We start from the raw sequence: 21,811 nt of genomic DNA on the forward strand, positions 1-21,811 counted from the left end.
CTTTCTTGATCCGCGCGGCTCGGTGCATTGCCGGCCCGTTACCATCGCCTCAACTTGCCAGAACTATCTACCGATCCTCCAGGCGGCAGCGCCGCTCCCTTGCTGCAACCGCCGCTATGGCGCCAGCTGCAGCTGACTGCCGTGGCGCTGGCGTCGATTCGCGCCGGCAGCTCGGGCACCGTCGCGTTCGAAGCCGTGGAACCCGCCATGCGGCCGGGCGTGCAGGCGCTCGGCTTCCAGGTGCTGCGCTGGCTGGGCCGCGCCGAGGCGCTGCGCCGGCATCTTGCCAAGCGCACGCCGCCGCCGCTGCCCGACGCCTTGCTGTGCACCGCCCTGGCGCTGGCCTGGGATGCGCAGCATTCGCCGTACGAGCCCTTCACGCTGGTCGACCAGGCGGTCGAGGCGGCCAAGCGCAACCCGGCCACGCGCGCGCAGGCCAGTTTCATCAATGCCTGCCTGCGCCGGTTCCTGCGCGAACGCGACGAGCTCGTGGCTGCGACCGACGCCGAACCGGTCGCGCAGTGGAACCACCCGCGCTGGTGGATCGAGCGCCTCAAGCGCGACCATCCGCGCGACTGGCAGCGCGTGCTCGCGGCCGACAACGCGCAGGCGCCCATGACCCTGCGGGTCAATTTGCAGAAGACCACCGTTCCCGCCTACCTGCTGGCGCTGGAGGCGGTGGGCCTCTCGGCGGTGCGCGTGGGCGCGGCCGGCCTGCAGCTGGCGCGCGCTCGCCCGGTGCAGCAGCTGCCGGGCTTTGCCGACGGCGAGTGTTCGGTGCAGGACGCGGCCGCCCAGTTGGCCGCGCCGCTCCTGCTCGAAGGCCTGCTTCCCGCGGCCGGCGCGGGCCCGCTGCGGGTGCTCGACGCCTGCGCGGCACCCGGCGGCAAGACCGCGCACCTGCTGGAGCTGGCCGGGCCGGGTGCCATCGATGTGACGGCGCTGGAGGTCGACGCGGTGCGCAGCCGCCGCATCGACGAGACGCTGGCGCGGCTCGGCCTGTCCGCCAAGGTGGTGGTGGCCGACGCCTCACGGCCATCCACATGGTGGGACGGCACGCCCTTCGACGCCATCCTGCTCGATGCGCCCTGCACGGCCTCGGGCATCGTGCGGCGCCATCCGGACGTGCGCTGGCTGCGCCGCGAGAGCGATACGGGCCAGCTCGCGGTCCAGCAGGCGGCCTTGCTGGCGGCGCTCTGGCCGCTGGTCAGGCCCGGCGGCCGGCTGCTCTATTGCACCTGTTCCGTGTTCCGGGAAGAAGGAACGCAGCAAATCGACGCGTTTCTTGCGCACAACACCGACGCGCGATTGCAGGCGTCGCCAGGCCATTTGCTTCCCCAAAGCGGGGCGAATGCCCGCGCCGTCCCGGACAATCCCTCAGGTGACCACGACGGATTCTTCTACGCCCTGCTTGAAAAACGCCCGCACTGAGCCTCGCGTGCGGCGTGCCGCCGCGGCATTGGCGGCACTGCTGATGGCCTGCGTGCTGCTGCTGGGCGTGCTGCCCCTTTCCGCGGCCGCGCAGGGCCGCGTCGCGCCGGCGGTGACCCAGATGCGGCTCGAGCAGGCCGACGACGGGGTCTACCTGACCGCGGCCGTCCAATTCGAGCTGCCATCGCTGGTGGAGGAGGTGCTCGACAAGGGCATCGCCATCTACTTCGTGGCCGAGGCCGAGGTTTTCCAGGAACGCTGGTACTGGACCGACCGCAAGGTGGCGCAGGTCACGCGCCACATGCGGCTTGCCTACCAGCCGCTCACGCGGCGCTGGCGGCTCAATGTGTCGCCCGTGCCGATCACCGGCACCGCGGGCTTCGGCGTCTCGCTGAACCAGAACTTCGACAGCCTGGCCGACGCCATGGACGCGGTCAAGCGCATCGGCCGGCTGCGGCTGGGCGATGCGGCCGAGATCGGCGACGAGCCCACGCACCAGGTCGTGTTCCGCTTCCGGCTCGACACCTCGCAGCTGCCCCGCCCCTTCCAGATCGGGGTCGTCGGGCAGGCCGACTGGAACATCGTCGTCGAGCGCAACGCCAAGCTGGCGCTGGAGAAGCAGCGGTGAGCACCAAGCCGCGCAGCGGCGCAGCGGCCACGCCGGCCGCGCGCCGCGCGCGCGCGATGCGCTGGGCCATCGGCGTGGGCGCCGCGCTGGTCACGGCCATCGGCCTGGTGCTGATGTTCCTGCTGGCGCAGGCCACCAACAACCGTGCGCTGTACGAGCGCTACTACGTGCGCCTCTTCGGCATCAACGTGGTGGTGGCGGTGCTGCTGGTGCTGGTGATCGGCTGGGTCGCGTTCCGCCTGTTGCGGCGGCTGCGCCAGGGCAAGTTCGGCAGCCGCCTGCTCATCAAGCTGGCGGCCATCTTCGCGCTGGTGGGCGTGGTGCCCGGCGCGCTGGTCTACGTGGTGTCCTACCAGTTCGTCGCGCGGTCGATCGAAAGCTGGTTCGACGTCAAGGTGGAGGGCGCGCTCGACGCGGGCCTGAACCTGGGCCGTGCCACGCTCGATTCGCTCACCGATGATTTGGCCGCCAAGACGCGCGCGGCCAGCGCCCAGCTGGTGCAGGTGCCCGATGCCAGCGCCGGCCTCGCCCTCGAGCGCATCCGCGACCAGCTCCAGGCCTCCGACGTGGTGCTCTGGACCGGCACCGGCCAGCTCGTGGCCAGCGCCGGCACGTCGCGCTTCCAGCTCAACCCCGAGCGCCCGACCATCCAGCAGCTGCGGCAGGTGCGGGCCGACCGCGCCATCGCCCACATCGAAGGCCTGGACGAAACGGCGCCGCCGGGCGCCACCCTTCCTCCCGCCAGCGTGCGTGCGCTGGCCATGGTGCAGCGCCCGGGCTTCGACTTCGACACCGCACCGCGCTTCTTGCAGGTGACGCAGCCGCTGCCACCTGCGGTGGTGGCCAACGCCCTCGCGGTGCAGGAGGCCAACCGCGAATACCAGGAGCGTGCGCTGGCCCGCGAAGGCCTCAGGCGCATGTACATCGGCACCCTCACGCTGAGCCTGTTCCTGGCCGTGTTCGGCGCCGTGCTGCTGGCGGTGCTGTTCGGCAACCAGCTGGCGCGACCGCTGCTGGTGCTGGCGGACGGCGTGCGCCAGGTGGCCGCCGGCGACCTGCGGCCGACCACCGTGCTGCAGGGAAAAGACGAGCTGGGCGGCCTCACGCGTTCGTTCGCCGTCATGACCCAGCAGCTGGCCGATGCCCGCGGCGCCGTCGAAAAGACCATGGGCCAGCTCGACGCCGCCCGCGCCAACCTGCAGACCATCCTGGACAACCTGACCTCGGGCGTGATCGTGCTCGATGTCAAGGGCACCATCCTGTCCACCAACCCCGGCGCCACCCGCGTGCTGCGCGCCCCGCTGGCAGCCTACGAGGGAATGCCGCTCGCCGAGGTCCCGGGGCTGGCCGACTTCGGCACCAGCGTGCAGCAGCAGTTCGACGAGTTCCAGGTCGAGCGCCTGCAGCACGGGCTCGACCACTGGCAGCACGCCTTCGAACTGCACGCCACCGGCATGGACCTGCCGCAGCAGGACAGCGCCATCAACATCGTCGCGCGGGGCGCGGAACTGCCCGGCGCGGCGCGGCTGCTGGTGTTCGACGACATCTCCGAGATCGTGTCGGCCCAGCGCGCACAGGCCTGGGGCGAAGTCGCGCGCCGCCTCGCGCACGAAATCAAGAATCCGCTGACACCCATCCAGCTCTCGGCCGAGCGGCTCGAAATGAAGCTCTCAGGCAAGGTCGCGCCGCCCGAGCAGGCCATCCTCGTTAAGTCCGTCAAGACCATCGTCGACCAGGTCGACGCGATGAAGCGCCTGGTCAACGAATTTCGCGACTATGCGCGCCTGCCCGCGGCCGATCTCAAGGCCATCGACCTCAACGCGCTGCTGGTCGACGTGCTCCAGCTCTACAGCGCCGAGAACGCGCCCATCGCCTTGCGCTCCGAACTGGACGAGCGCTGCCCGCCCATCCGCGGCGACGCGCAGCAGATCCGCCAGGTCATCCACAATTTGCTGCAGAACGCGCAGGACGCGGCCGAGGCCGCCGCCAACAGCACCGGCCGGGCCGGCGAGGTCGTCATCCGCACCCGCCTGGGCGATTCGGGCCAGCGGGTGCGCCTCACGGTGCAGGACAGCGGGCCCGGCTTTGCCGAAAACATCCTCAAGCGCGCCTTCGAACCCTACGTGACCACGAAAACAAAAGGTACCGGTTTGGGGCTGGCCGTGGTCAAGAAGATCGCGGACGAGCACGGTGCCCGCATCGAGCTTTCCAACCGCGTTGTCGATGGGGCTGTAGCAGGGGCGCAAGTCTCGCTATCATTCGCGCTGGCAGGCGAGTCGCACGCAGCGGTCGCTCACACCGAAGATTCGAAGTCTTCCGCCGCCTGAGCGCGAAAGAATCCGTTGCGCCCAGTCGATGGATAGGCTGGCGGACCCTACACACCATTCAGATACCAGCGCACAAGACAAGCAGCACTCATGGCAAACATTCTCGTGGTCGATGACGAGCTGGGTATTCGGGACCTGCTCTTCGAAATTCTCAATGACGAAGGCCACAACGTGGAGCTCGCCGAAAACGCCGCCGAGGCACGCGCCGCGCGGCAGCGCGCACGTCCCGACCTCGTGCTGCTCGACATCTGGATGCCCGACACCGACGGCGTCACGCTGCTCAAGGAATGGTCCACCGCCGGCCTCCTGAGCATGCCCGTCATCATGATGAGCGGCCACGCCACCATCGATACGGCCGTCGACGCCACCCGCATCGGCGCCTTCGCGTTCCTCGAAAAACCCATCACGCTGCAGAAGCTGCTCAAGGCGGTGGAGCAGGGGCTCGCCCGCGAAAGCGCAAGGCGCGCGGCCGCGGGCGTGGTGCCCCCCGCAGCGGGCGTCAACCCTTCGGCCGCGATCACCACCACCGGCGACAGCCTGCTGCTCGCCTCGCTCGCTTCCGTGCCGGTACCCGATGCCGGTCCGCAATCGACCCAGAGCTTCGACCTGGACCGCCCGCTGCGCGATGCACGCGACGGCTTCGAGAAGGCCTACTTCGAGTTCCACCTGGCCATGGAGAACGGCTCCATGACCCGCGTGGCCGAGAAGACCGGGCTGGAACGCACCCATCTCTACCGCAAGCTCAAACAACTTGGCGTCGATCTTTCGAGAGGCCGCAGAAGCGCTGTATAATTTAAGGCTGCACACCAAGGCCCGGTAGCTCAGTTGGTAGAGCAGCGGATTGAAAATCCGCGTGTCGGTGGTTCGATTCCGCCCCAGGCCACCAAATTGCCAAGCCCTTGATCCTCTCCTGGATCAAGGGCTTTTCTGCTTTTTGGGCCCGTGCGCATGGCCGTTCGGGTTCGCCTTCCATCAAGTTGCAACGCCTCGCTTCACCTACGCCGATGTGGGCGTCACCCTACACAAAACGCGCGGCCGGAAAATAGAGTGGCCCATGCGCGAGGCGCTCAGTACGCCGCTCGCGCAAGGAAGCCGAAATGACATTCGAGATCGAACAGCGGGCGCTTCGGGTCCGCGTAGGCGACGCCTCGCTCGAGGCCGATCTGAGCTTGCCCGGCGCGGCGCGCGGCGTGGTGCTGTTTGCGCATGGGAGCGGCAGCAGCCGCCTGAGTCCGCGCAACCGGCAGGTTGCCGAGCACCTCAATGAGGCGAAGCTCGCGACGATGCTGGTCGATCTGTTGACCCCCGACGAGGAAGCCGTCGACGAACGTACGCGCGAACTGCGTTTCGACATCGGCTTGCTTGCCGACCGGCTCGCCGCGCTGACTGACTGGCTGCGCGTGCATGAGCCCACGGCGGGCCTTCCTATCGGCTATTTCGGCGCCAGCACCGGTGCCGGTGCCGCGCTGGTGGCCGCCGCCGAGCGGCCCGATGCGGTCGCTGCAGTGGTGTCCCGCGGCGGTCGTCCGGATCTGGCCGGGCCTGCGCTGGAACGCGTGCGCGCTCCCACGCTGTTGATCGTCGGCGGCAACGACGGACCGGTGATCGACATGAACTGGCAGGCACTCGCGGCGCTGAAAAGCGAAAAGCGCCTGTCGCTGGTGCCCGGCGCAACGCACCTGTTCGAGGAGCCCGACGCGCTCGGCGCCGTTTCCATCCTGGCGCGCGATTGGTTCAAGCGTCATCTCGATCCATCCAGGCGTGCGACATGAGCAAATCGCCCGAACACCTTCTATCCTCGGCGCAGCTCTGCGCGCATTGCGCCTAGCTTTCCTTCGACGCGTGGAAATAGGGTTGCGAAGACTCCATGAACTCGTGGTGCAGCCGCGCCAGTTCGCGCGCGATGTCCTGTGCCTCGGTCCGCGCGGCCGCATCGCCGCCGCGCATCCGCTGGATCGCGTGCTCGAAGTCGACGGTGGCTTCTTTCCATGCCGCATAGCACGACGTGAAGCGTTCCAGGTCCAGGTCCGTCGGCTTCCCGGAGGCCTTGGCGTGAGGTGCCGGATGCGGCGTTTCAAACTGTTTGCTGGTCATGGCATGGGCTCCTTGCGTGGATGTGCGTTGCGCCGGTGCGCTGCGCATGTGCGGCAACTTTTGCCGCACATCGCGCAATGCATGCGCGTGGTGGATGGTGCGCAATCAATCGAATGCGTGCGGCCGGGTCCCTTCAGTTGCGCAGAACCACCAGCTTCGAAAGCCCGAAAAGATTGACCGGCTCGACTCCGAGCACCTGCCAGTCGTGGGCAAGTATCTGCTCCTCGTAGCGGAAGTCGGATCGGAACCCCACGTGCTCGGCGGCGGAGCGGACGGCCCGCTCCAGGAGCCACCACAGCCGGCTGCCACTGAAGTGATTGAGCACGATGATGGTTCCCTCGGCTTTGCACACCCGCCGCACTTCGCGCACGAGCTCGGCGGGCCGCGGCGTCACCGACAGCACGTAGGGCAAGGTGACGCAGTCGAATGCGCCATCGGGAAAACGCATGCGCTCGGCATTCATGTGCTCGATGGCAATGTGGTGTTGCGGCAGCGCGGCAGCGCGCTCGCGGGCGCGCTCGAGCATGTCGTGGGAGAGGTCGATCCCGACGATCCTGCATTCGGCCGGATACCCGCCCAGCGCCAGCCCGGTGCCGACGCCGACCTCGAGCAGCGAGGCCGGCTGCAAGGTGCGAACAAGCTCTGCCATGCGCTTGCGCCCGGGTTCCAGCACCTGGCCGAACAGCGTGTCGTACAGCGGCGCGAGCCGGTCATAGGTGCGGGCGACGCCTGCTTCCGACACCGGCGGCTCCAGCGGCGAGCGTTCATTTCCACGGCTCGCGCGGTGGCCGCTGGGCCGGGCTCTGCTGTCCGTCATCTTTTCAGTTCCAGGGTGGGGCATAGACCGCCAGGTTGCGCATCCGGGAATCGGGGCAAACCGGATGCCCGGTGCGTGCGGACGCCACCGCGGCGCCTTCGCTGACGCGGGGTCGGCATGCGATTGCCGGAAAAACGTGGCTGAGAAAAGAACGCGCTCCGGGGCGTTTTCATGATGACCCAGAAGATCCCGCCTTCCACGCCACCCCCGCCCAACGTCCCAGCCCGCAAGGGCCATGCGGACGACGAGGCACCGCCTGGCACGCCGCAGACGGCCGACGGCATCTGTCCCCGCTGCGGCGGCTCGGGCCGGGCCGGCGGCAGTTCTTGCCCCGGCTGCGACGGTACCGGCACGGTGACCGTGAACGTCGGCGATGCCTGAGGCCCCTGTTACCCACTGCGCATGGCCCGCGCCACGCGCCTGCACATTGACTGCAAGGAACCCCATGACCCACTCACGACTCCCTTCCGGCGCAAGAAAGGCCGCCGGCGAATGAACCAGACGATCGCCACCCTCTCCGACGCAACGCTGCTGGGGCTGCCCGCGACCGACCTGGCACTGGCCATCGCGGCGGCACTCGCGGCCTACCTGGCCATGCGGCTGGTGCTGCGCTACGTGATCGAGCGCATGCGAAAAATCGCAGCGCACACGGGCAACCGCATCGACGACACCGTGGTCGACGTGCTGGGCAGCACCAACCGTGTGTTCCTGCTGCTTGCCGCACTGCTGGTCGGCGTTGGCCTGCTCGATCTGTCGGAGCGCTGGAACCAGCGCGTCGGGCAACTGTGGTTCATAGCGCTCGCGCTGCAGACGGGCCTGTGGCTCACCAAGGCCATCAGCCTCGGGCTGCGCCGCTACGAGGCGCGCCATACCTCCGCCGGCATGACGCAGGTCAGCGCGTCGGCCGTGCTGCTGTCGTGGTCGCTGCGCACACTGCTATGGGCGGTGGTGCTGCTGGCGGTGCTCTCGAACATGGGGGTCAACATCACCGCGTTCGTGGCCAGCCTCGGCGTGGGCGGCGTTGCCATTGCGCTCGCGGTGCAGAACATCCTCGGCGACCTCTTCGCGTCGCTCGCGATCGCGGTCGACAAGCCCTTCGAAGTGGGCGATGCCATCGGCATCGGCGACCTGTCGGGAACGGTGGAGCACATCGGCCTCAAGACCACGCGGCTGCGCAGCCTGACCGGCGAGCAGATCGTCATCAGCAACACCGACCTGCTCAAGCAGGTGGTGAAGAACTATCGCCGCATGAACGAGCGGCGCATTGCGTTCAAGTTCGGCATGAGCTATCGCAGCGCGCCCGAGAAGCTCGAAGCCATTCCCGGCATCGTGAAGCGCCTGATCGAATCGCGGCCATCGCTGCGGCTGGACCGTGTGCACTTCCAGGCCTTCGGCCAAAGCTCGCTCGACTTCGAGGTCGTCTACTTCGTCAAGAGCGCGGACTACGGCCTCTACATGGACGAGCAGCAGCGGCTGAACCTGCAGATGATGCGCGAGTTCGAATCGCTCGGCGTCGAGCTCGCGATTCCGACCCAGGCCTTGTACGTTGCGCCCACCGAAGGCCGCCGCGCGGTGGCGAGGGAACTGGCCACTCAGGACTGACGCAGGCTCCGGTTCGCGGCGGCCAGCAGGTCGTCCGGATGCAGCATGGCGGCCCGCGCCATGGCCGCCGTTTCGTACTGGTGCAACGCGGCACGCAGGCGCGATGCAGTGAAGAGGGAATGCCATGCCGGCGCAAGCGCCGCATGCGGCGGCGCTGCTTCACCGCGCGCCACCTGCTGCGCAAAGGCGAGGCTCGCGGGCTCGGCAAGCAGCACGGCCTTGGTCGCGGCGCTCAACACCTGCGGCGGAGGCTCGGCCGCTGCAGGGCAGCAATAGAACACGTGCGGCGGCAACGAATGGCCGAGGGGCTCGAGCCGGTGCAGCGATGAGCCGAGGATGCGTGCCGCGCCATCGGCCGATGCAAAGGCGTATGCGGTTTCGGCGCTTGCCTGTGCGAGCCGCCGCAAGCCGCGCAGCAGGCGTGGGAGATCCGACGTCGCCGCAGCGGAAGAGGCCTTGATTTCCGCGAGCAGGATCAGCTCGGCCGCCGCGCCCGGCGCGCTTCGCAGCAGGGCGGCATCCCACTCTTCCTTTGCCTTGCTCGCTGCACCCGGAAAGCCGCGCGGTGTTCGGAGGTTGCGTACCACGCGATAGGCCGCCGTGCCTTGTGGCCGGCGTTCATTCAGCAGGCCTGCAATCTGGTGGAACGCCTCGGACCCGGCCTGCTCGGCACGCTCGCCCTCGCGCGCCGACGTGCGCCCGTCGGCAGCGGCGGCATGGCTGCCGGCCAGCGGCCCGCGCCGTTCGCAGAGCGCCAGGTAGCGCCGCACGACCTCGAGTGCGAGCAACGCATCGCCGCGCAGCAGTCGCGCCAGCGCCGTGCCGGACAAGATGGCCTGCAGCGGGGGGCGCCCCTGCGGTTCGGCTATGTGCTGCCCGAGCACCTGTTCGATGGCTCGCGCCAGCTCGGCCCATGAACCCGCTGCCGCGAGACCGTGCAGCGGAGCGAGCGCCTCGCGCGCGGCGCCGGCCGGCATGCGTCGCAGCTTGCCCGGATGCGCAACGGCATCGGTCGCCATTCGCACCGCACGCTGATCGGCTGCGCGCGTCTTGCGAAGCTGCACGTGTTCGTGGACCGAAGCTTCCTGTGCCTGCAGCACCGACGCCTGGAAGGCCGGGTCGCCGCCGTCAGGGTCGAGCGCCTGCAGGATCAACTGCGACAGCGCGCGGGTGAACATCTCCTGGGCGTGCGCCGGCGGCGGTTGATGCCGCTCCTTCGCGAGACGGGCAGCTTCGATCGCAAACGCCAGCGCAGTGGTCGCGCCGCCTTCCACCGCCGCCTCTGTGCTGTGCGGCAAGGCCGGCATCAGGTACCTGCGCGGTGCCGTGCGCAGGGCCTCCATGAGAAGAGCGTCGAGGTGGTGAGTCAAATCGGTTCGAAACAGAGACAGCAACTGCCGGCCACTCTACGACGGCAACTGACATTCTTGCGTCATCGGCACCTGGATGTGACGCCGAATGTCATGTGCGGCGCACAGGCGGCGCACCGCAGCGTCCAGCCAGCGCTTCCGGCGAATGGAAAAGAATTCAATCGCAATTTGGCATGCATGTTGCTGAAACAATTTCTAACCATCACTTCTTCGACATGCATCCACAAGACAACGACAACAAGATTCCCCTGGACCGCCGCACCTTCTGCATGGGCGCGGTCAGCCTGGTTGCGCTCGGCACGAGCGGCTGTGGAGGTGGCGGCGGAGGAGGGGGTGGTGGAATCGGCGGCGGTGTGGCTGGAAACGTCGGCGGGGTGTCCGCGGCGGCCCCGCAGGACGCTTCGGCCGCGTCCGTGGCGGCGCCCAATTCCGCGCGCGATCCCACGCCCAATGTCGCCACCGATCCCGTGAACGAGCCGGTGCCTGCCCCTGCGACATCGCGGAAGTTCGTACACCCCGGCCTCCTTCACACCGATGCCGACTTCGAACGCATGCGTGCCAAGGTCGCGGCCAATGCGCAGCCCTGGCTCGATGGCTGGAACCGGTTGAAAGCCAACGGCCGTTCGCAGCTCGGCGCCACGCCCCGGCCGCTTGCCACCGTGATTCGCGGCGGCGACAACCAGAACTTTGCGCAGATGTACATCGACATCGCGCGCGCCTATCAACTCGCACTGCGCTGGAAGGTGTCGGAGGACACGCGATATGCCGACCTGGCGGTCGTCTTCCTCAACGCGTGGTCGTCCACGCTGACGTCGATCGAGGGCAACGCGGACCGCTTCCTGGCGGCCGGCATCTACGGCCACCAGTTCGCGAACGCGGCCGAGATCATGCGCACCTATCCGGGCTGGGTGGCCAGCGACTTCGCGCGCTTCCAGAACATGATGCTCGCGGTGTTCTATCCGCTCAACCACAGCTTCCTGGTCAACCACAATGGCGCCGAGATCACCAACTACTGGGCCAACTGGGACCAGTGCACGCTGGCCTCGATCCTGGCCATCGGCGTGCTGTGCGACCGGCAGGACCTCTACGACGAGGCCCTGGGCTACTACAAGGCAGGCCAGGGCAACGGGGCCGGCCTGCAGGCGGTCTACCACGTGCATCCGGGCTACCTCGGCCAGTGGCAGGAGAGCGGCCGCGACCAGGGCCATTGCACCCTGGGCATCGGCCTGGCGGGCGTGTTCTGCGAGATGGCCTGGAACCAGGGCGACGACGTGTACGGCTACGAGAACAACCGCTTCCTGGCCGGTGCCGAGTACGTCGCCAAGTCCAATCTTCGCGACCTCTCCGGCAACTTCTACACCGTGCCGTTCTTCACCAACATCAACAAGCAGGGAACGCAGGACGTGCTGTCGACTGGCGCCCTGGGGCACCAGCGCGGCATCTGGGAAAGCGTCTACAACCACTATGCGAACCGGCTCGGGATCGCCACGCCCTACACGTTGTTGCAGGCCATCCAGATGCGCCCCGAAAACGACGGCAGCAACGGCGACCAGCTGGGCTTCGGAACGCTGACCTACACGCGCGACCCGATCGCGACGCTCGTCGCGCCGCGCGGACTCACGGCGCATGTGCGTGGCGCGCAGGTCGATCTGTCGTGGTGGGGCAGCACCGGTGCGCTGAGCTACACCGTCAAGCGCGCCGCCAACGCGGGCGGTCCCTATGCCACGGTGAGTTCGGGCATCACCGACACGCTCACCTTCATCGACAACGGCGTCAGCGCCGGAGAGGTGTGGCACTACGTGGTGGTGGCGGTGAACGCGGGCGGCGAGAGCGCTCCTTCCACGGAAGTGCGCGCGGCCATCAAGGCCGAACTGCTGATGCAGCTCAACTTCGCGAGCGCCGCAGACGACGCCAGCCTTCCGGCCGCGCCGGTGAAGAACCTGGCGGACTTCACGATCGCCTGCCGCGTGTACCTGGACGCCATTTCCACCTGGTCGCGCGTGTTCGATTTCGGCTCGGGCCAACGCCGCTACATGATGCTCACGCCACGCAGCGGCGCAGGCAAGGTGCGCTATGCCATCACCACCGTGCATGGCTACAACACCCAGATGATCGAGGGTTCGGCGCCGCTGCCCACCGGCCGCTGGGTGCACGTGGCGGTGACCTTGTCAGGGGCGCTCGGCACGCTGTACGTCGATGGCGCGGTGGCCGGCAGCAACGCGCAGATGACGCTGGCCCCGTTCGATCTTGGCGAGACCACGCAGAATTTTCTAGGCCGCTCGCAGTATCCGGCCGATCCGTACCTGCGTGGGCGGCTCGACGACTTCCGCATCTACCATGGCGCATTGACGGCGGCGGAGATCGCCTCGCTTGCGGCCTAGCTGTGAAGCTTCAATAGGTTGTATCCGGTGTTCATCCGGATTGGGTTTGAGAGACTGGAAGTCGCCAAACACCCAATCCACTCAGGACGCCCAACCGGATGAACACCCATAAGCATGCCCGACTTACCTTTGCCCGCCGAATCGAGATGGTCAAACAGATGACCTTGGAAGGCCTGGATGCCGTGCGAGCCGCAGCCGCACACGGCGTCACTGCGCCAACGGCCAGGAAGTGGCTCGGTCGCTATCTGGCCGGGGGCGAAGCCGCGTTGGCCGATGCGTCCTCCAGGCCCACGCGCTCGCCCAGGGCCATCGATGCGGGCAAGGCCTTGCTCATCGTCGAGCTGCGCAAACGCCGGATGCTGCAGGCTCGCATCGCACGCAGCGTGGGCGTCTCGGAGTCCACGGTCAGTCGCGTCCTGGCGCGAGCGGGCATGTCCAGGTTGAGCGATCTGGAGCCTGTCGAAGCGGTCGTGCGCTATGAACACGAGGCGCCCGGCGATCTGCTGCACATCGACACCAAGAAGCTCGGGCGCATCGTGCGGCCCAGCCACCGTGTCACAGGAAACCGGCGCGACTCGGTCGACGGCGCAGGCTGGGAGACGCTGTTCGTGGCCATCGACGACCATGCAAGGCTGGCGTTCACCGCCATGCACCCGGACGAGAAGCAAGCGCAGGCGGTCCTGTTCCTGCGCAATGCGGTGGCCTATTACGCCCGCCTGGGCATCATCGTCAAGCGGTTGCTCACGGACAACGGCCCAGCGTTTCGCTCGCGCGAGTTCAGGGCAACCTGCACGGAACTGGGCATCAAGCACAGCTTCACGCGCCCCTACCGGCCGCAGACCAATGGCAAGGCCGAGAGGTTCATCCAGTCCGCGCTGCGAGAGTGGGCCTACGGCTGGACCTACCAGAACTCGGCCCATCGAACCGATGCCCTGGCAAGCTGGCAGCACCACTACAACTGGCATCGCCCGCACAGCGGTATCGGCGGCGTCGCGCCCATCTCCAGAATCAACTCGTCAAGAAACAACCTCTTGACGCTTCACACCTAGCCACGCACCGGCCGGTCCAGACGCTAGACCGCGCCGTGCGCCTCCACGTACAGCGCGTAGAGCGAATGGCTGCTCGCCATGTAGAGCCGGTTGCGCTTCGGCCCGCCGAACTCGAGATTCGCGCAGCGCTCCGGAAGACGGATGAAGCCGATCGGCTTGCCTTGCGGATTGAAGACCTTCACGCCATCGAAGTCCTCCGATTTTCCGAGCGGCAGGTGGGCCTTCATGCCGCCGCCGATGTCCGTCGCCTCGGGTGCGAATGCACCGCTGAAGCCCCAGCCGCACCAGAGGTTGCCGTCGCGGTCCACGCGAAAGCCATCGAGCGCGCCGGGACCGTCCGCGTCAATCAGCTTGGTCTTGTTCGACACGCTCGCCCCGTCGGCTGAAACGTCGTAGCTCCAGATGCTGCGGTGGGGCGTTCCCTTCCACTCGACCACGTACAGCTTCTTCTCGTCGGGCGAGAACGCGAGGCCGTTCGGGTTCACGAGGTCGGTGATCACCGCCGTGAGCTTGCCGTCGGTGGCAATGCGGTAGACGTTGGTCGTGGCCTGTTCGGGCGTGGCCCGCGAGCCTTCCCACTCGCCGTTGATGCCGAAGGTCGGGTCGGTGAACCACACCGTGTCGTCCGACCTCACGACCACGTCGTTGGGAGCATTGAGCTTCTTCCCCTCGAAGCTGTCGGCCAGCACCGTCATGCGGCCGTCCTTCTCCGTGCGCACCACGCGGCGCGTGACCGAGTGCTCGCAGGTGACCAGCCGGCCCTGCCGGTCGCGCGTGTTGCCGTTGGCGAAGTTGGCGTTCTGCCTGTGCACCGTGAACCTGCCGGTCTTCTCGTCGTACTTCATGATCCGGTTGTTCGGAATGTCGCTGCACAGCAGGTAGCCGCCCTCGGGAAAGTACACCGGCCCTTCAGCCCACCGCATGCCCGTGCCCACCTGCTCGACGGTGCTGCTGTAGATGCGGTACTTGGCAAAGCTCGGATCGAGGATCAGCACCGACGGGTCCGGGTAGCGCTGGTTCGGCCTGAACTCGAAAGATTGCGCATCGGCCACTCCCGCAAGGGCCGCCAATCCGGAGCCCGCGGCGGTCTTCAGGAATTGGCGGCGGCGACGGCTTCCGTTCTGCATCGATGGATCTCCTGTGTCGTATGGAAAGGGACGGCTCGCCCGTGCTCGCAGGCGTGGGGCCGCGCCGATCTTACGTACAGGAGGACACCGGGTGCACTGCCGCGCGGCTCACGCGCCCTGGGTCTGGCTCGAAGAAGCGCGTCGTCGAATTTCACTCTGGAGCGCCCGCTGTCCCGCTGCCAACGCGCCTTCATAGGTGTCCGCTGCGTCGAAGGCATCGCGAAGCACTTTGGGGTTCGCTCCGTCGGTATCCGTTTCGAGCAGGCGCCAGACATATGAACCGAGGGCTGGCTCCTCGATGATGAGTTCGATGGGGTGTGTCATGCGCTCAAGTTGCACAAGAGTGGGCGGGATGTCTGTAGGCGGAATTCGATGCTCCCGAGGAATATGTCGCGATCCCCGCGGAATCTCGAGGCGGCTAACTATTGTTGACTTTCATTGCTCTCGCACAACTTCACAATCTGCAACAGCTGGTCGAGCACAGGGGTGAAGAGCGAGGAACAAGGGACTCGATGCAGCGCCTCGACCATCGGGCCTTGCTGCCAGGTCGAAATCCTTATCACCAAGCTTTTACTGAAGAGAGAAGGTTCAATGCATGGAGATCTCGCGCTGAAGATGATGTCGGACCTATTCACGGGGGGCGGTGCCGTTTGCCGCAGAGCCTTTGCTGGAACGAATGACACCTTTGGAGCAAATTGATATGTTTACTTGGCTCAACAAACAAGGCGTGCGCAGTGACCGCGGCTTTGAGGTCCAACATACTGGCCGCTTCGATGCCGAGTACAGCGAGGGCGGCCAAGTGGTCGAGCTGTATGTGGAGAGCGGCCTCGATGGGGGGGTGCCTTGTATAAGTATTGACCCGGAAGCGTTTGCGCGCTGGCGGGATGGCAGCGCGGTTGCGCCAGAAAAGCAAGCCGAAATGATGCAAAACTTCAAAGAAGCGATGGAGTTTCAAGGCTTGAAAACGGTGGTGGAAAGAGGCGAGTAGGTTGCGAGACGTGTTTTTGCCCTATCACGGACAACGATCAAACGTACATCCAGCCAGGCGGCAGGGGTACTTTGCCGCAGTTTCGAAAAATTCTTGGGGCGCCTGGGGCGTTGCGGTATGAAGTACAACGCTCTAACTGGATTGGTCTTTGCTTCTTTCTTTTGCGGGGGGTGCTCTGGGCAAATCTCAAAAAATCTTGATGCTTGTCGCTTGAACGTTCCCCCGCTCGACTCAGAAGTTCGAGAGACGCACGCTGGGAAAATATTTTCTTATCCGCCCGACGTGGGCGGAAAATATTCCGGATGCAAGAAGGCGTGGTTAGAAGATGGAAGTCCTTTGCTCTTTCTGGAGTTAAAGAATGGTTCTATTCGTAAGGTCGATGCATTTGAGGATGGTGCAATTGGGCTTGCTTGTGTTTTGATGGTGACGGCGAATTGTTGGAGGGGGGCTCAAGAAAATGTTTGCCATTGAGCAAATGGGGCAATTAATTTGCCTTTTCTGTATTCCGTGCTCTCTGCCGCCACGAACTCCGTGAAAGCAAACGGCAGCGATCTGGAAAACTTCGGCTGCGAGAGGTGGCCACAGTTTGTGACCACCTCGGCCTTCTCGGCCCTTTCGGCCGTGTCGAGCTGAAACATGAAGTCCGGCGGAAAGCGCCCCGCGTTGCGCTTGACCGCTTGGTTCAGCGCCTTGAGCGGCAAGCCATACCGGCCAGATCGGCGTCGAAGGGATGGAACGTTTCATCGCCCATGCTGGGCGCGGCGCCCCGTTTCCGGGTTGGCAAGGTGTCAAGGTCAAGCCCCGCGCCATTGCGCGCGGCGGTTCGCCTTGTCAGACAGCGGAGGTCGCGGCGGCCGCGGCGCCGCTGCCGGAGCCGGGCGGCGACTTGACGATGGATGTGAGCGCAGGTTCGGCCATGCGCAACGACGCGAGGTCGGGCCGCGGGCGGCGCAGCTGCGCATCGGCGGCAAACGCCAACTCCATGGCATGCGCCGCCGCCAGCACCTGGTGGTCGGCCCGGAACCCGCCGACGATCTGCAGGCCGAAGGGCATGCCTGCCTGGTCGGTGCCGCAAGGCAGTGTCAGCGCGGGATGCGTGGTGAGCGTGACGACGTAGGTGAGCGCGAGCCAGCGGTAGTAGTTCTCCTGCTTCTCGCCGTTGATGGTGTCCGCATAGAGCTGCGTCCACGGAAACGGAGAGACGGGCGTGGTGGGCGAAAGAATCAGGTCGTAGTCGGCAAAGGCCGATTGAAAGCGCTTGATGAGGCGCGTCTGCTCGGCCTGGGCCCAGGCGCTGTCGAGCAGGCTCATCTGCGCGCCCATCTCGTAATTGGCGCGCGAGTTGGGCCCCAGGCTGGCCGGGTCTTTCTGGTAGGCCGCGTGCATACCGGCCACGAAGGCTTCGGCGCGCAGCACGTCGAAGCAGCGGTGCGCCTCGCCCAGGTCGAGCTGGATCGGGTCGCAGCGCTTGAACAGGTGCCGCATGGCGGCCATCTTGCTGCGCATGGTGGCGCGTATGCCCTCGTCCACGGCGCAGATGCCGAAGTCTTCGGTCCATGCCACGCGCAGCTTGTTCAGGTCGAGGTCGGCCGGTTTCAAAAAGGACAACGGGTCCAGCGGGTAGCTCAGCGGATCGCCCGCGTGCATGCCCGCGGATGCCGCCATCTGCAGGCACGCGTCTTCCACGGTGCGACCCATGGGGCCGACCACGGAGATGGGCGTCCAGCCCAGCAGCTTGCGCACGCTGGGCACGATGCCAGGCGAAGGCCTGAAGCCCACCACGCCGCACTTGGCGGCCGGAATGCGCAGCGAGCCGCCGGTGTCCGAGCCGGTGCACACGGGCAGCATGTCGCACGCCAGCGCGGCAGCCGAGCCGCCCGAGGAGCCGCCGGCATTGAGGTTCGGGTTGAATGGGTTGCCGGTGGCGCCCCACACCTCGTTGCGCGAATTGGCGCCGGCGCCCATCTCGGGCACGTTGGTCTTGCCCGCCACGATGGCGCCGGCCCGGCGCAGGCGGGCCACCAGTTCGATGTCTTCCTGCGGCACATGGTCGCGGAAGATGGCGGAGCCCCAGGTGGTGAGCAGGCCTTCGGTGGGTTCGAGGTCTTTCACGCCGAGCGGCAGGCCGTGCAAGAGCCCCAGCGTCTCGCCGCGCATGACGGCCGCTTCGGCCGCCTTGGCCTCTGTGCGGGCGCGATCGAAGCAGGTCGCGGTCACGGCATTCACGAACGGGTTCACCCGCTCGATCTGCGCGATGCAGGCTTCCAGCAGGTCGACCGGCGAGACGGCCTTGCTGCCGATGAGGCGGCGCAGTTCGACCGCGGATTTTTCGATCAGTCCGGTGGGAGTGCTCATGCCTAGTCAGCGGTAATGTTGGCGCGGGCGGCAATGGCGCGCATCAAGGGCAGTTCCTTGCTGATCAGTTCGCTCACGGCGGCTGCATTGCTGTAGGCCGGCTCCAGGCCCTGCGCGGTCAGCTTGGCGCGGGTGTCGGCGTCGGCGATGGTGGCGGCCAGCGCTTTCTCGAGCCTGGCCTTCACGTCGGCCGGCAGGCCCTTCGGTCCCGCCACCACGAGCCAGGTGTCCATGTCGATGCCGGGGTAGCCGCTCTCGGCCATGGTGGGCACGTCGGGCAGCAGGCTGGAGCGCTTGGCCGTGGTCACTGCAATGGCCTTGATCTTGCCGCTCTTGAGCTGGGGAATGGCGGCGCTCACGGTGTCGATGGTGAACGGGATCTGGCCGCCCATCAGGTCGGTCATGGCCGGGGCGCTGCCCTTGTAGGGAACGTGCGTCATCTTGAGGCCCGCAGCTTGAAGGATGGTTTCGCCAGCAAACTGCGAGGTGGTGCCGGTGCCGAAGGAGCCATATGAATACTTGCCGGGCGAGGCCTTCACGTATTCGACGAACTGCTTCACGGTCTTCACGGGCACTTCGCTGTTCGCGAGCAGGATGAGCCCGGTACGCCCCACGATGCCGATCGGCTCGAAGCCCTTGACCGGGTCGTAGGGCAGGTTGGGGCGAATGGCGGGGTTGACGGTGAACGTGGTGCCCGAGCTCACCAGCAGCGTGTAGCCATCCGGCGCGGCCTTGGACACATAGCTTGCGCCAATGACCGTGCCGGCCCCGGCGCGGTTCTCGATGATCACGGGCTGGCCGAGTTCCTTGCCCAGGCGCTGGGCGATCACGCGCCCGTTCACATCCGTGGCGCCGCCGGGTGGAAAGGGAATCACCAGCGTGACCGGCCGCGTGGGAAAGCCGGTTTCCGCGGCAGCCGCTGCCAGGGACAGCAGGCCGAGGCAGGACACCAGCACGAAGCTGGCGATAGCGGGGAGGCGTTTCATGAAGAGTTCTCCTGGGGGACGGGGAAACTGCGCAAAAGCTGCGGAAGCGCGAAACGTGGAAGGCAGTCTCATCCTAGGAGCCGCAGCGGGCTGCCACAAGCGCAATGTTTAGAATTGTGGATTGCCGTTTCGGCAATCGAGACATGGCGGTTTGCAGCAGGCCGCAAGGAGAATCGATGTCGCTTCATGCACTCCAGGAGACTGCGGTCCGGTACTTTCTCGAGGTCGTGCGAACCGGCTCGGTGAAGGAGGCGGCAACCAAGCTCAACGTGGCGCCTTCCGCGGTGAGCCGGCAGGTGGCGCGCCTGGAGCGCGAGCTCGACACGCTGCTGTTCGAGCGGCATGCGCGCGGCATGGTGCCCAACGCCGCGGGCGAGCTGCTGGCCGCGCACGCCAAGCGGGTGCAGCAGGACATCGAGCGCGTCGCCGGCGACATCGAGGGCCTGCGCGGCCTGCGCAGCGGGCGGGTGCGGGTGGCCAGCACGGAGGGCTTCGCGTTCGACTTCCTTCCCACGCTGATCTCGCGCTTTCGCGGCCGGCACGAAGGCATCCGCTTTCATCTGGAGGTCTGCTCGCCGAGCGACATCCCGGGCCGCATCCGCGACGGCGAGGCGGACGTCGGCATCACCTTGAGCGCGTTGCCCGAGCCGGGCATCAAGATCGAGCTGCGGCACCCGAGCCCGATCCTCGCGGTGATGGCCAATGACCATCCACTGGCGGCATCGCGGCAGCTCTCGCTGCGGCAAGTGGTGGGCTATCCGCTGGGGTTGCCGCCGCAGGACAGCTCCATCAGGCAACTGCTGGACATCAGCTGCGGCCGGCAAGGGCTGCACTACGTGCAGGCCCTGTCCAGCAATCATGCGAATGCGCTGGTGAGCTTTGCGGCGGCGGGTGGCGGCAGCATTGCCTTCTACGGCGAACTGTCGATCCGCACGCAGCTCGCGTCCAAGGCGCTGGTCGCCATACCGTTGAAGGACCGGGAAATGAACGAGCGCCACCTGGAGGTCGAGACGCTCGCGGGCCGTTCGCTGCCCGATGCGGGCAAAGCCTTCGTGCGTTTCCTGACCGATGCGATCAAGGAAGCGGCCTGAAAAGCACGCGATGCAAGCTGCCTGGCGCGGCCTTCAAAGGAGCCCTGTGAATGGCGGGAGCGCCGCGTGCGCTACACTCCGCGCCGCTTGCAGCGGGCCTCAGCCGCTGCGCCGTCATTGGCAACATGACGAGAACAATCCAAAGGAAATTTTCAAGTGAACCGTATCGAACTGGTCGAAAAGATCGCCACCGCCCACACCGTCAGCAAGGCTGAAGCCGCACGCATCCTGGAGACCGTCACCGGCTCCATCATCGCCGCCGTGAAGAAGGGCGACCCCGTCCAGCTCATCGGCTTCGGCACCTTCAAGCAAGTGGCTCGCGCCGCGCGCACCGGCTTCAACCCGCAAGCCGGCGCCAAGATCAAGATCGCCGCGCAAAAGGTGCCCAAGTTCGTGCCGGGCGCCGCCTTCAAGGCCGCCATCGACCCCAAGGCTGCAAAGCGCAAGGCCGACAAGGCTGCCGCCAAGCCGGTCGCCAAGAAGGCCGCACCGGCCAAGAAGGCCGCCGCTCCTGCAAAGAAGGCCAAGAAGTAATCCGCGCCTGCGCGCAACGACGGCCCTTCGGGGCCGTTCTTCTTTTGGGGCCTGGTTCAGCCGAGCGTCCCCAGCCGCGCGAGGATCAGGTCGTGCAGCGTCTGGGCCGCCACCGAGAGGCTCCCCTCGCGCCGCTGCACCAGGTAGATGGTCCGCGTCAGGCCCGGCAGCGGCAGTGGCCGCGTGACCAGGCTCTCGCGCCTGAAGTGAAAGAGCGTGAGCTCCGGCACCACGCTGATACCGATACCCGCTTCCACCAGGCCCATCACCGTGGCCAGGTGCTCGACCTCGAACACCGCGTTGAGCCGCAGCGGATGCAGTGCCGCGTCGAGCGACTGGCGCACGCTGCTGTTGCGCGCCATCTGCACGAAGGGCCAGGGTGCGAGCTGCTTGGCCGTGAGGCGGGCCACCGCGGCCAGCGGATGGTCCTTGCGGCACACCAGGTGAAAGCGGTCGTCGCAGAGCTTGCGTCCGCGCAGGTCGCTGGCGGCGGCGGCGCCGGCACCCGTGGCCGCCAGCGCAAAGTCCGCCTGGTGGCTGCGCAGCTGGGCAATGCAGGCGTCCGACAGCGCATCGTGCAGCTCGACCGTGATGCCGGGCCAGGCCTGCATGAATTCCGCCAGGATCGCCGGCAGCCAGCCGGCCGCGAGCGAGGGCAGCGCTGCCACGCTCACGCGGCCCTTGCGCCGCTGCGCGTGGTCGGCCAGGTCGCCGATGGCACCTTGCATGTCGTCGAGCAGGCGCCGCGCCAGGGGCTCGAACAGCCGGCCTTCGGGCGTGAGTTGCACGCTGCGGGTGTCGCGGTCAAAGAGGCGTGCGCCGAGCGTCTCTTCCAGCGTGCGGATCAGGGCGCTGAACGCGGGCTGCGAGAGGTGGCAGGCCTGCGCCGCCCGCGTGAAATTGCGCTGCTCGGCCAGGGTGGTGAACGCGCGCAGTTGGCGGCTGGACAGGTCGGGCGCAGGCATCGGTCTGGAATGGGGATGAAATGGTCCGCGGTTCCGGAAAATCCGTTCCCGCCAGTTGCATGGTAT

Annotated in this window: 22 protein-coding genes and 1 tRNA gene; 14 read left to right on the forward strand and 9 right to left on the reverse strand. The window is 66.8% G+C overall.

The window, feature by feature from the left end:
* Nucleotides 1-102: 102 nt before the first annotated feature.
* From rsmB to ABID97_RS05385, 6 genes are all read left to right on the forward strand, one after another.
* Nucleotides 103-1,431, forward strand: a complete 1,329-nt coding sequence (rsmB, locus tag ABID97_RS05360) for a 16S rRNA (cytosine(967)-C(5))-methyltransferase RsmB (RefSeq protein WP_503012804.1) — start codon at nucleotides 103-105, stop codon at nucleotides 1,429-1,431.
* On the forward strand, nucleotides 1,412-2,059 hold the full coding sequence (locus ABID97_RS05365; protein ID WP_354397506.1) for a DUF4390 domain-containing protein: 648 nt from the start codon (nucleotides 1,412-1,414) through the stop codon (nucleotides 2,057-2,059). The genes rsmB and ABID97_RS05365 overlap by 20 nt, the downstream gene beginning before the upstream one ends.
* On the forward strand, nucleotides 2,056-4,386 hold the full coding sequence (locus ABID97_RS05370) for a sensor histidine kinase (protein WP_354397507.1): 2,331 nt from the start codon (nucleotides 2,056-2,058) through the stop codon (nucleotides 4,384-4,386). The genes ABID97_RS05365 and ABID97_RS05370 overlap by 4 nt, the downstream gene beginning before the upstream one ends.
* Before the next feature lie 90 nt (nucleotides 4,387-4,476).
* Complete coding sequence (locus tag ABID97_RS05375; protein WP_028258534.1) at nucleotides 4,477-5,178, forward strand: response regulator; 702 nt, start codon at nucleotides 4,477-4,479, stop codon at nucleotides 5,176-5,178.
* 18 nt (nucleotides 5,179-5,196) lie between these two features.
* A tRNA-Phe gene (locus ABID97_RS05380) sits at nucleotides 5,197-5,272 on the forward strand.
* Between the two features lie 223 nt (nucleotides 5,273-5,495).
* Nucleotides 5,496-6,158: a dienelactone hydrolase family protein gene (locus ABID97_RS05385; RefSeq protein WP_503012805.1), complete on the forward strand. Its 663-nt coding sequence runs from the start codon at nucleotides 5,496-5,498 to the stop codon at nucleotides 6,156-6,158.
* Between the two features lie 52 nt (nucleotides 6,159-6,210).
* Here the strand turns inward: ABID97_RS05385 and ABID97_RS05390 are convergent, their stop codons facing one another.
* Together ABID97_RS05390 and ABID97_RS05395 are read right to left on the reverse strand one after the other, a co-directional pair.
* Nucleotides 6,211-6,480, reverse strand: coding sequence for a hypothetical protein (locus ABID97_RS05390; RefSeq protein ID WP_354397509.1), 270 nt, complete (start codon nucleotides 6,478-6,480; stop codon nucleotides 6,211-6,213).
* Nucleotides 6,481-6,613: 133 nt separating this feature from the next.
* The gene (locus tag ABID97_RS05395; RefSeq protein WP_354397510.1) at nucleotides 6,614-7,297 is read right to left on the reverse strand and encodes a class I SAM-dependent methyltransferase; all 684 of its coding nucleotides are present in this window, start codon (nucleotides 7,295-7,297) and stop codon (nucleotides 6,614-6,616) included.
* 174 nt (nucleotides 7,298-7,471) lie between these two features.
* Here ABID97_RS05395 and ABID97_RS05400 point away from each other — a divergent pair, with 174 nt between their 5' ends.
* Both ABID97_RS05400 and ABID97_RS05405 read left to right on the forward strand, forming a co-directional pair.
* A complete protein-coding gene (locus ABID97_RS05400; protein WP_354397511.1) occupies nucleotides 7,472-7,678 on the forward strand; it encodes a hypothetical protein in 207 nt (68 codons plus the stop codon).
* 111 nt (nucleotides 7,679-7,789) lie between these two features.
* Entirely contained in the window at nucleotides 7,790-8,899 is a 1,110-nt protein-coding gene (locus tag ABID97_RS05405) for a mechanosensitive ion channel family protein (RefSeq protein WP_354397512.1), read from the forward strand.
* Here ABID97_RS05405 and ABID97_RS05410 read toward each other — a convergent pair.
* Nucleotides 8,890-10,242, reverse strand: a complete 1,353-nt coding sequence (locus ABID97_RS05410) for a hypothetical protein (RefSeq protein ID WP_354397513.1) — start codon at nucleotides 10,240-10,242, stop codon at nucleotides 8,890-8,892. The two genes, ABID97_RS05405 and ABID97_RS05410, sit on opposite strands and share 10 nt — an antisense overlap.
* A 242-nt stretch (nucleotides 10,243-10,484) precedes the next feature.
* On the opposite strand from ABID97_RS05410, the gene ABID97_RS05415 reads away from it, so the two are divergent.
* On the forward strand, nucleotides 10,485-12,650 hold the full coding sequence (locus tag ABID97_RS05415) for a LamG-like jellyroll fold domain-containing protein (RefSeq protein WP_354397514.1): 2,166 nt from the start codon (nucleotides 10,485-10,487) through the stop codon (nucleotides 12,648-12,650).
* A 98-nt stretch (nucleotides 12,651-12,748) separates the two neighbouring features.
* Nucleotides 12,749-13,699, forward strand: a complete 951-nt coding sequence (locus ABID97_RS05420; RefSeq protein ID WP_354397515.1) for an IS481 family transposase — start codon at nucleotides 12,749-12,751, stop codon at nucleotides 13,697-13,699.
* A 23-nt stretch (nucleotides 13,700-13,722) separates the two neighbouring features.
* On the opposite strand, the gene ABID97_RS05425 is transcribed toward ABID97_RS05420, so the two are convergent.
* Nucleotides 13,723-14,826 (reverse strand): SMP-30/gluconolactonase/LRE family protein, encoded by a 1,104-nt coding sequence (locus tag ABID97_RS05425; protein WP_354397516.1) that lies wholly within the window; start codon nucleotides 14,824-14,826, stop codon nucleotides 13,723-13,725.
* A gap of 108 nt (nucleotides 14,827-14,934) precedes the next feature.
* Nucleotides 14,935-15,150: a hypothetical protein gene (locus tag ABID97_RS05430; RefSeq protein WP_354397517.1), complete on the reverse strand. Its 216-nt coding sequence runs from the start codon at nucleotides 15,148-15,150 to the stop codon at nucleotides 14,935-14,937.
* A 361-nt stretch (nucleotides 15,151-15,511) separates the two neighbouring features.
* Between ABID97_RS05430 and ABID97_RS05435 the strand changes: the two genes are divergently transcribed.
* Both ABID97_RS05435 and ABID97_RS05440 read left to right on the forward strand, forming a co-directional pair.
* Nucleotides 15,512-15,814: a hypothetical protein gene (locus ABID97_RS05435; RefSeq protein ID WP_354397518.1), complete on the forward strand. Its 303-nt coding sequence runs from the start codon at nucleotides 15,512-15,514 to the stop codon at nucleotides 15,812-15,814.
* 117 nt (nucleotides 15,815-15,931) lie between these two features.
* Nucleotides 15,932-16,285: a hypothetical protein gene (locus ABID97_RS05440; protein ID WP_354397519.1), complete on the forward strand. Its 354-nt coding sequence runs from the start codon at nucleotides 15,932-15,934 to the stop codon at nucleotides 16,283-16,285.
* On the opposite strand, the gene ABID97_RS05445 is transcribed toward ABID97_RS05440, so the two are convergent.
* From ABID97_RS05445 to ABID97_RS05455, 3 genes are all read right to left on the reverse strand, one after another.
* Complete coding sequence (locus tag ABID97_RS05445; protein WP_354397520.1) at nucleotides 16,264-16,515, reverse strand: ORF6N domain-containing protein; 252 nt, start codon at nucleotides 16,513-16,515, stop codon at nucleotides 16,264-16,266. The genes ABID97_RS05440 and ABID97_RS05445 overlap by 22 nt on opposite strands.
* 130 nt (nucleotides 16,516-16,645) lie before the next feature.
* The gene (locus tag ABID97_RS05450; protein ID WP_354397521.1) at nucleotides 16,646-18,169 is read right to left on the reverse strand and encodes an amidase; all 1,524 of its coding nucleotides are present in this window, start codon (nucleotides 18,167-18,169) and stop codon (nucleotides 16,646-16,648) included.
* Between the two features lie 2 nt (nucleotides 18,170-18,171).
* Nucleotides 18,172-19,155 carry a Bug family tripartite tricarboxylate transporter substrate binding protein gene (locus tag ABID97_RS05455; RefSeq protein WP_354397522.1) on the reverse strand — a complete coding sequence of 328 codons (984 nt, stop codon included), beginning with the start codon at nucleotides 19,153-19,155 and terminating at the stop codon, nucleotides 18,172-18,174.
* A gap of 176 nt (nucleotides 19,156-19,331) precedes the next feature.
* Here ABID97_RS05455 and ABID97_RS05460 point away from each other — a divergent pair, with 176 nt between their 5' ends.
* Both ABID97_RS05460 and ABID97_RS05465 read left to right on the forward strand, forming a co-directional pair.
* Nucleotides 19,332-20,246 (forward strand): LysR family transcriptional regulator, encoded by a 915-nt coding sequence (locus tag ABID97_RS05460; protein WP_354397523.1) that lies wholly within the window; start codon nucleotides 19,332-19,334, stop codon nucleotides 20,244-20,246.
* Between the two features lie 156 nt (nucleotides 20,247-20,402).
* Entirely contained in the window at nucleotides 20,403-20,780 is a 378-nt protein-coding gene (locus ABID97_RS05465) for an HU family DNA-binding protein (RefSeq protein WP_028258556.1), read from the forward strand.
* Between the two features lie 56 nt (nucleotides 20,781-20,836).
* On the opposite strand, the gene ABID97_RS05470 is transcribed toward ABID97_RS05465, so the two are convergent.
* Entirely contained in the window at nucleotides 20,837-21,745 is a 909-nt protein-coding gene (locus tag ABID97_RS05470) for a LysR family transcriptional regulator (protein WP_354397524.1), read from the reverse strand.
* Nucleotides 21,746-21,811: the final 66 nt, after the last annotated feature.

The organism is Variovorax sp. OAS795 (assembly GCF_040546685.1).
Classification (GTDB): domain Bacteria; phylum Pseudomonadota; class Gammaproteobacteria; order Burkholderiales; family Burkholderiaceae_C; genus Variovorax.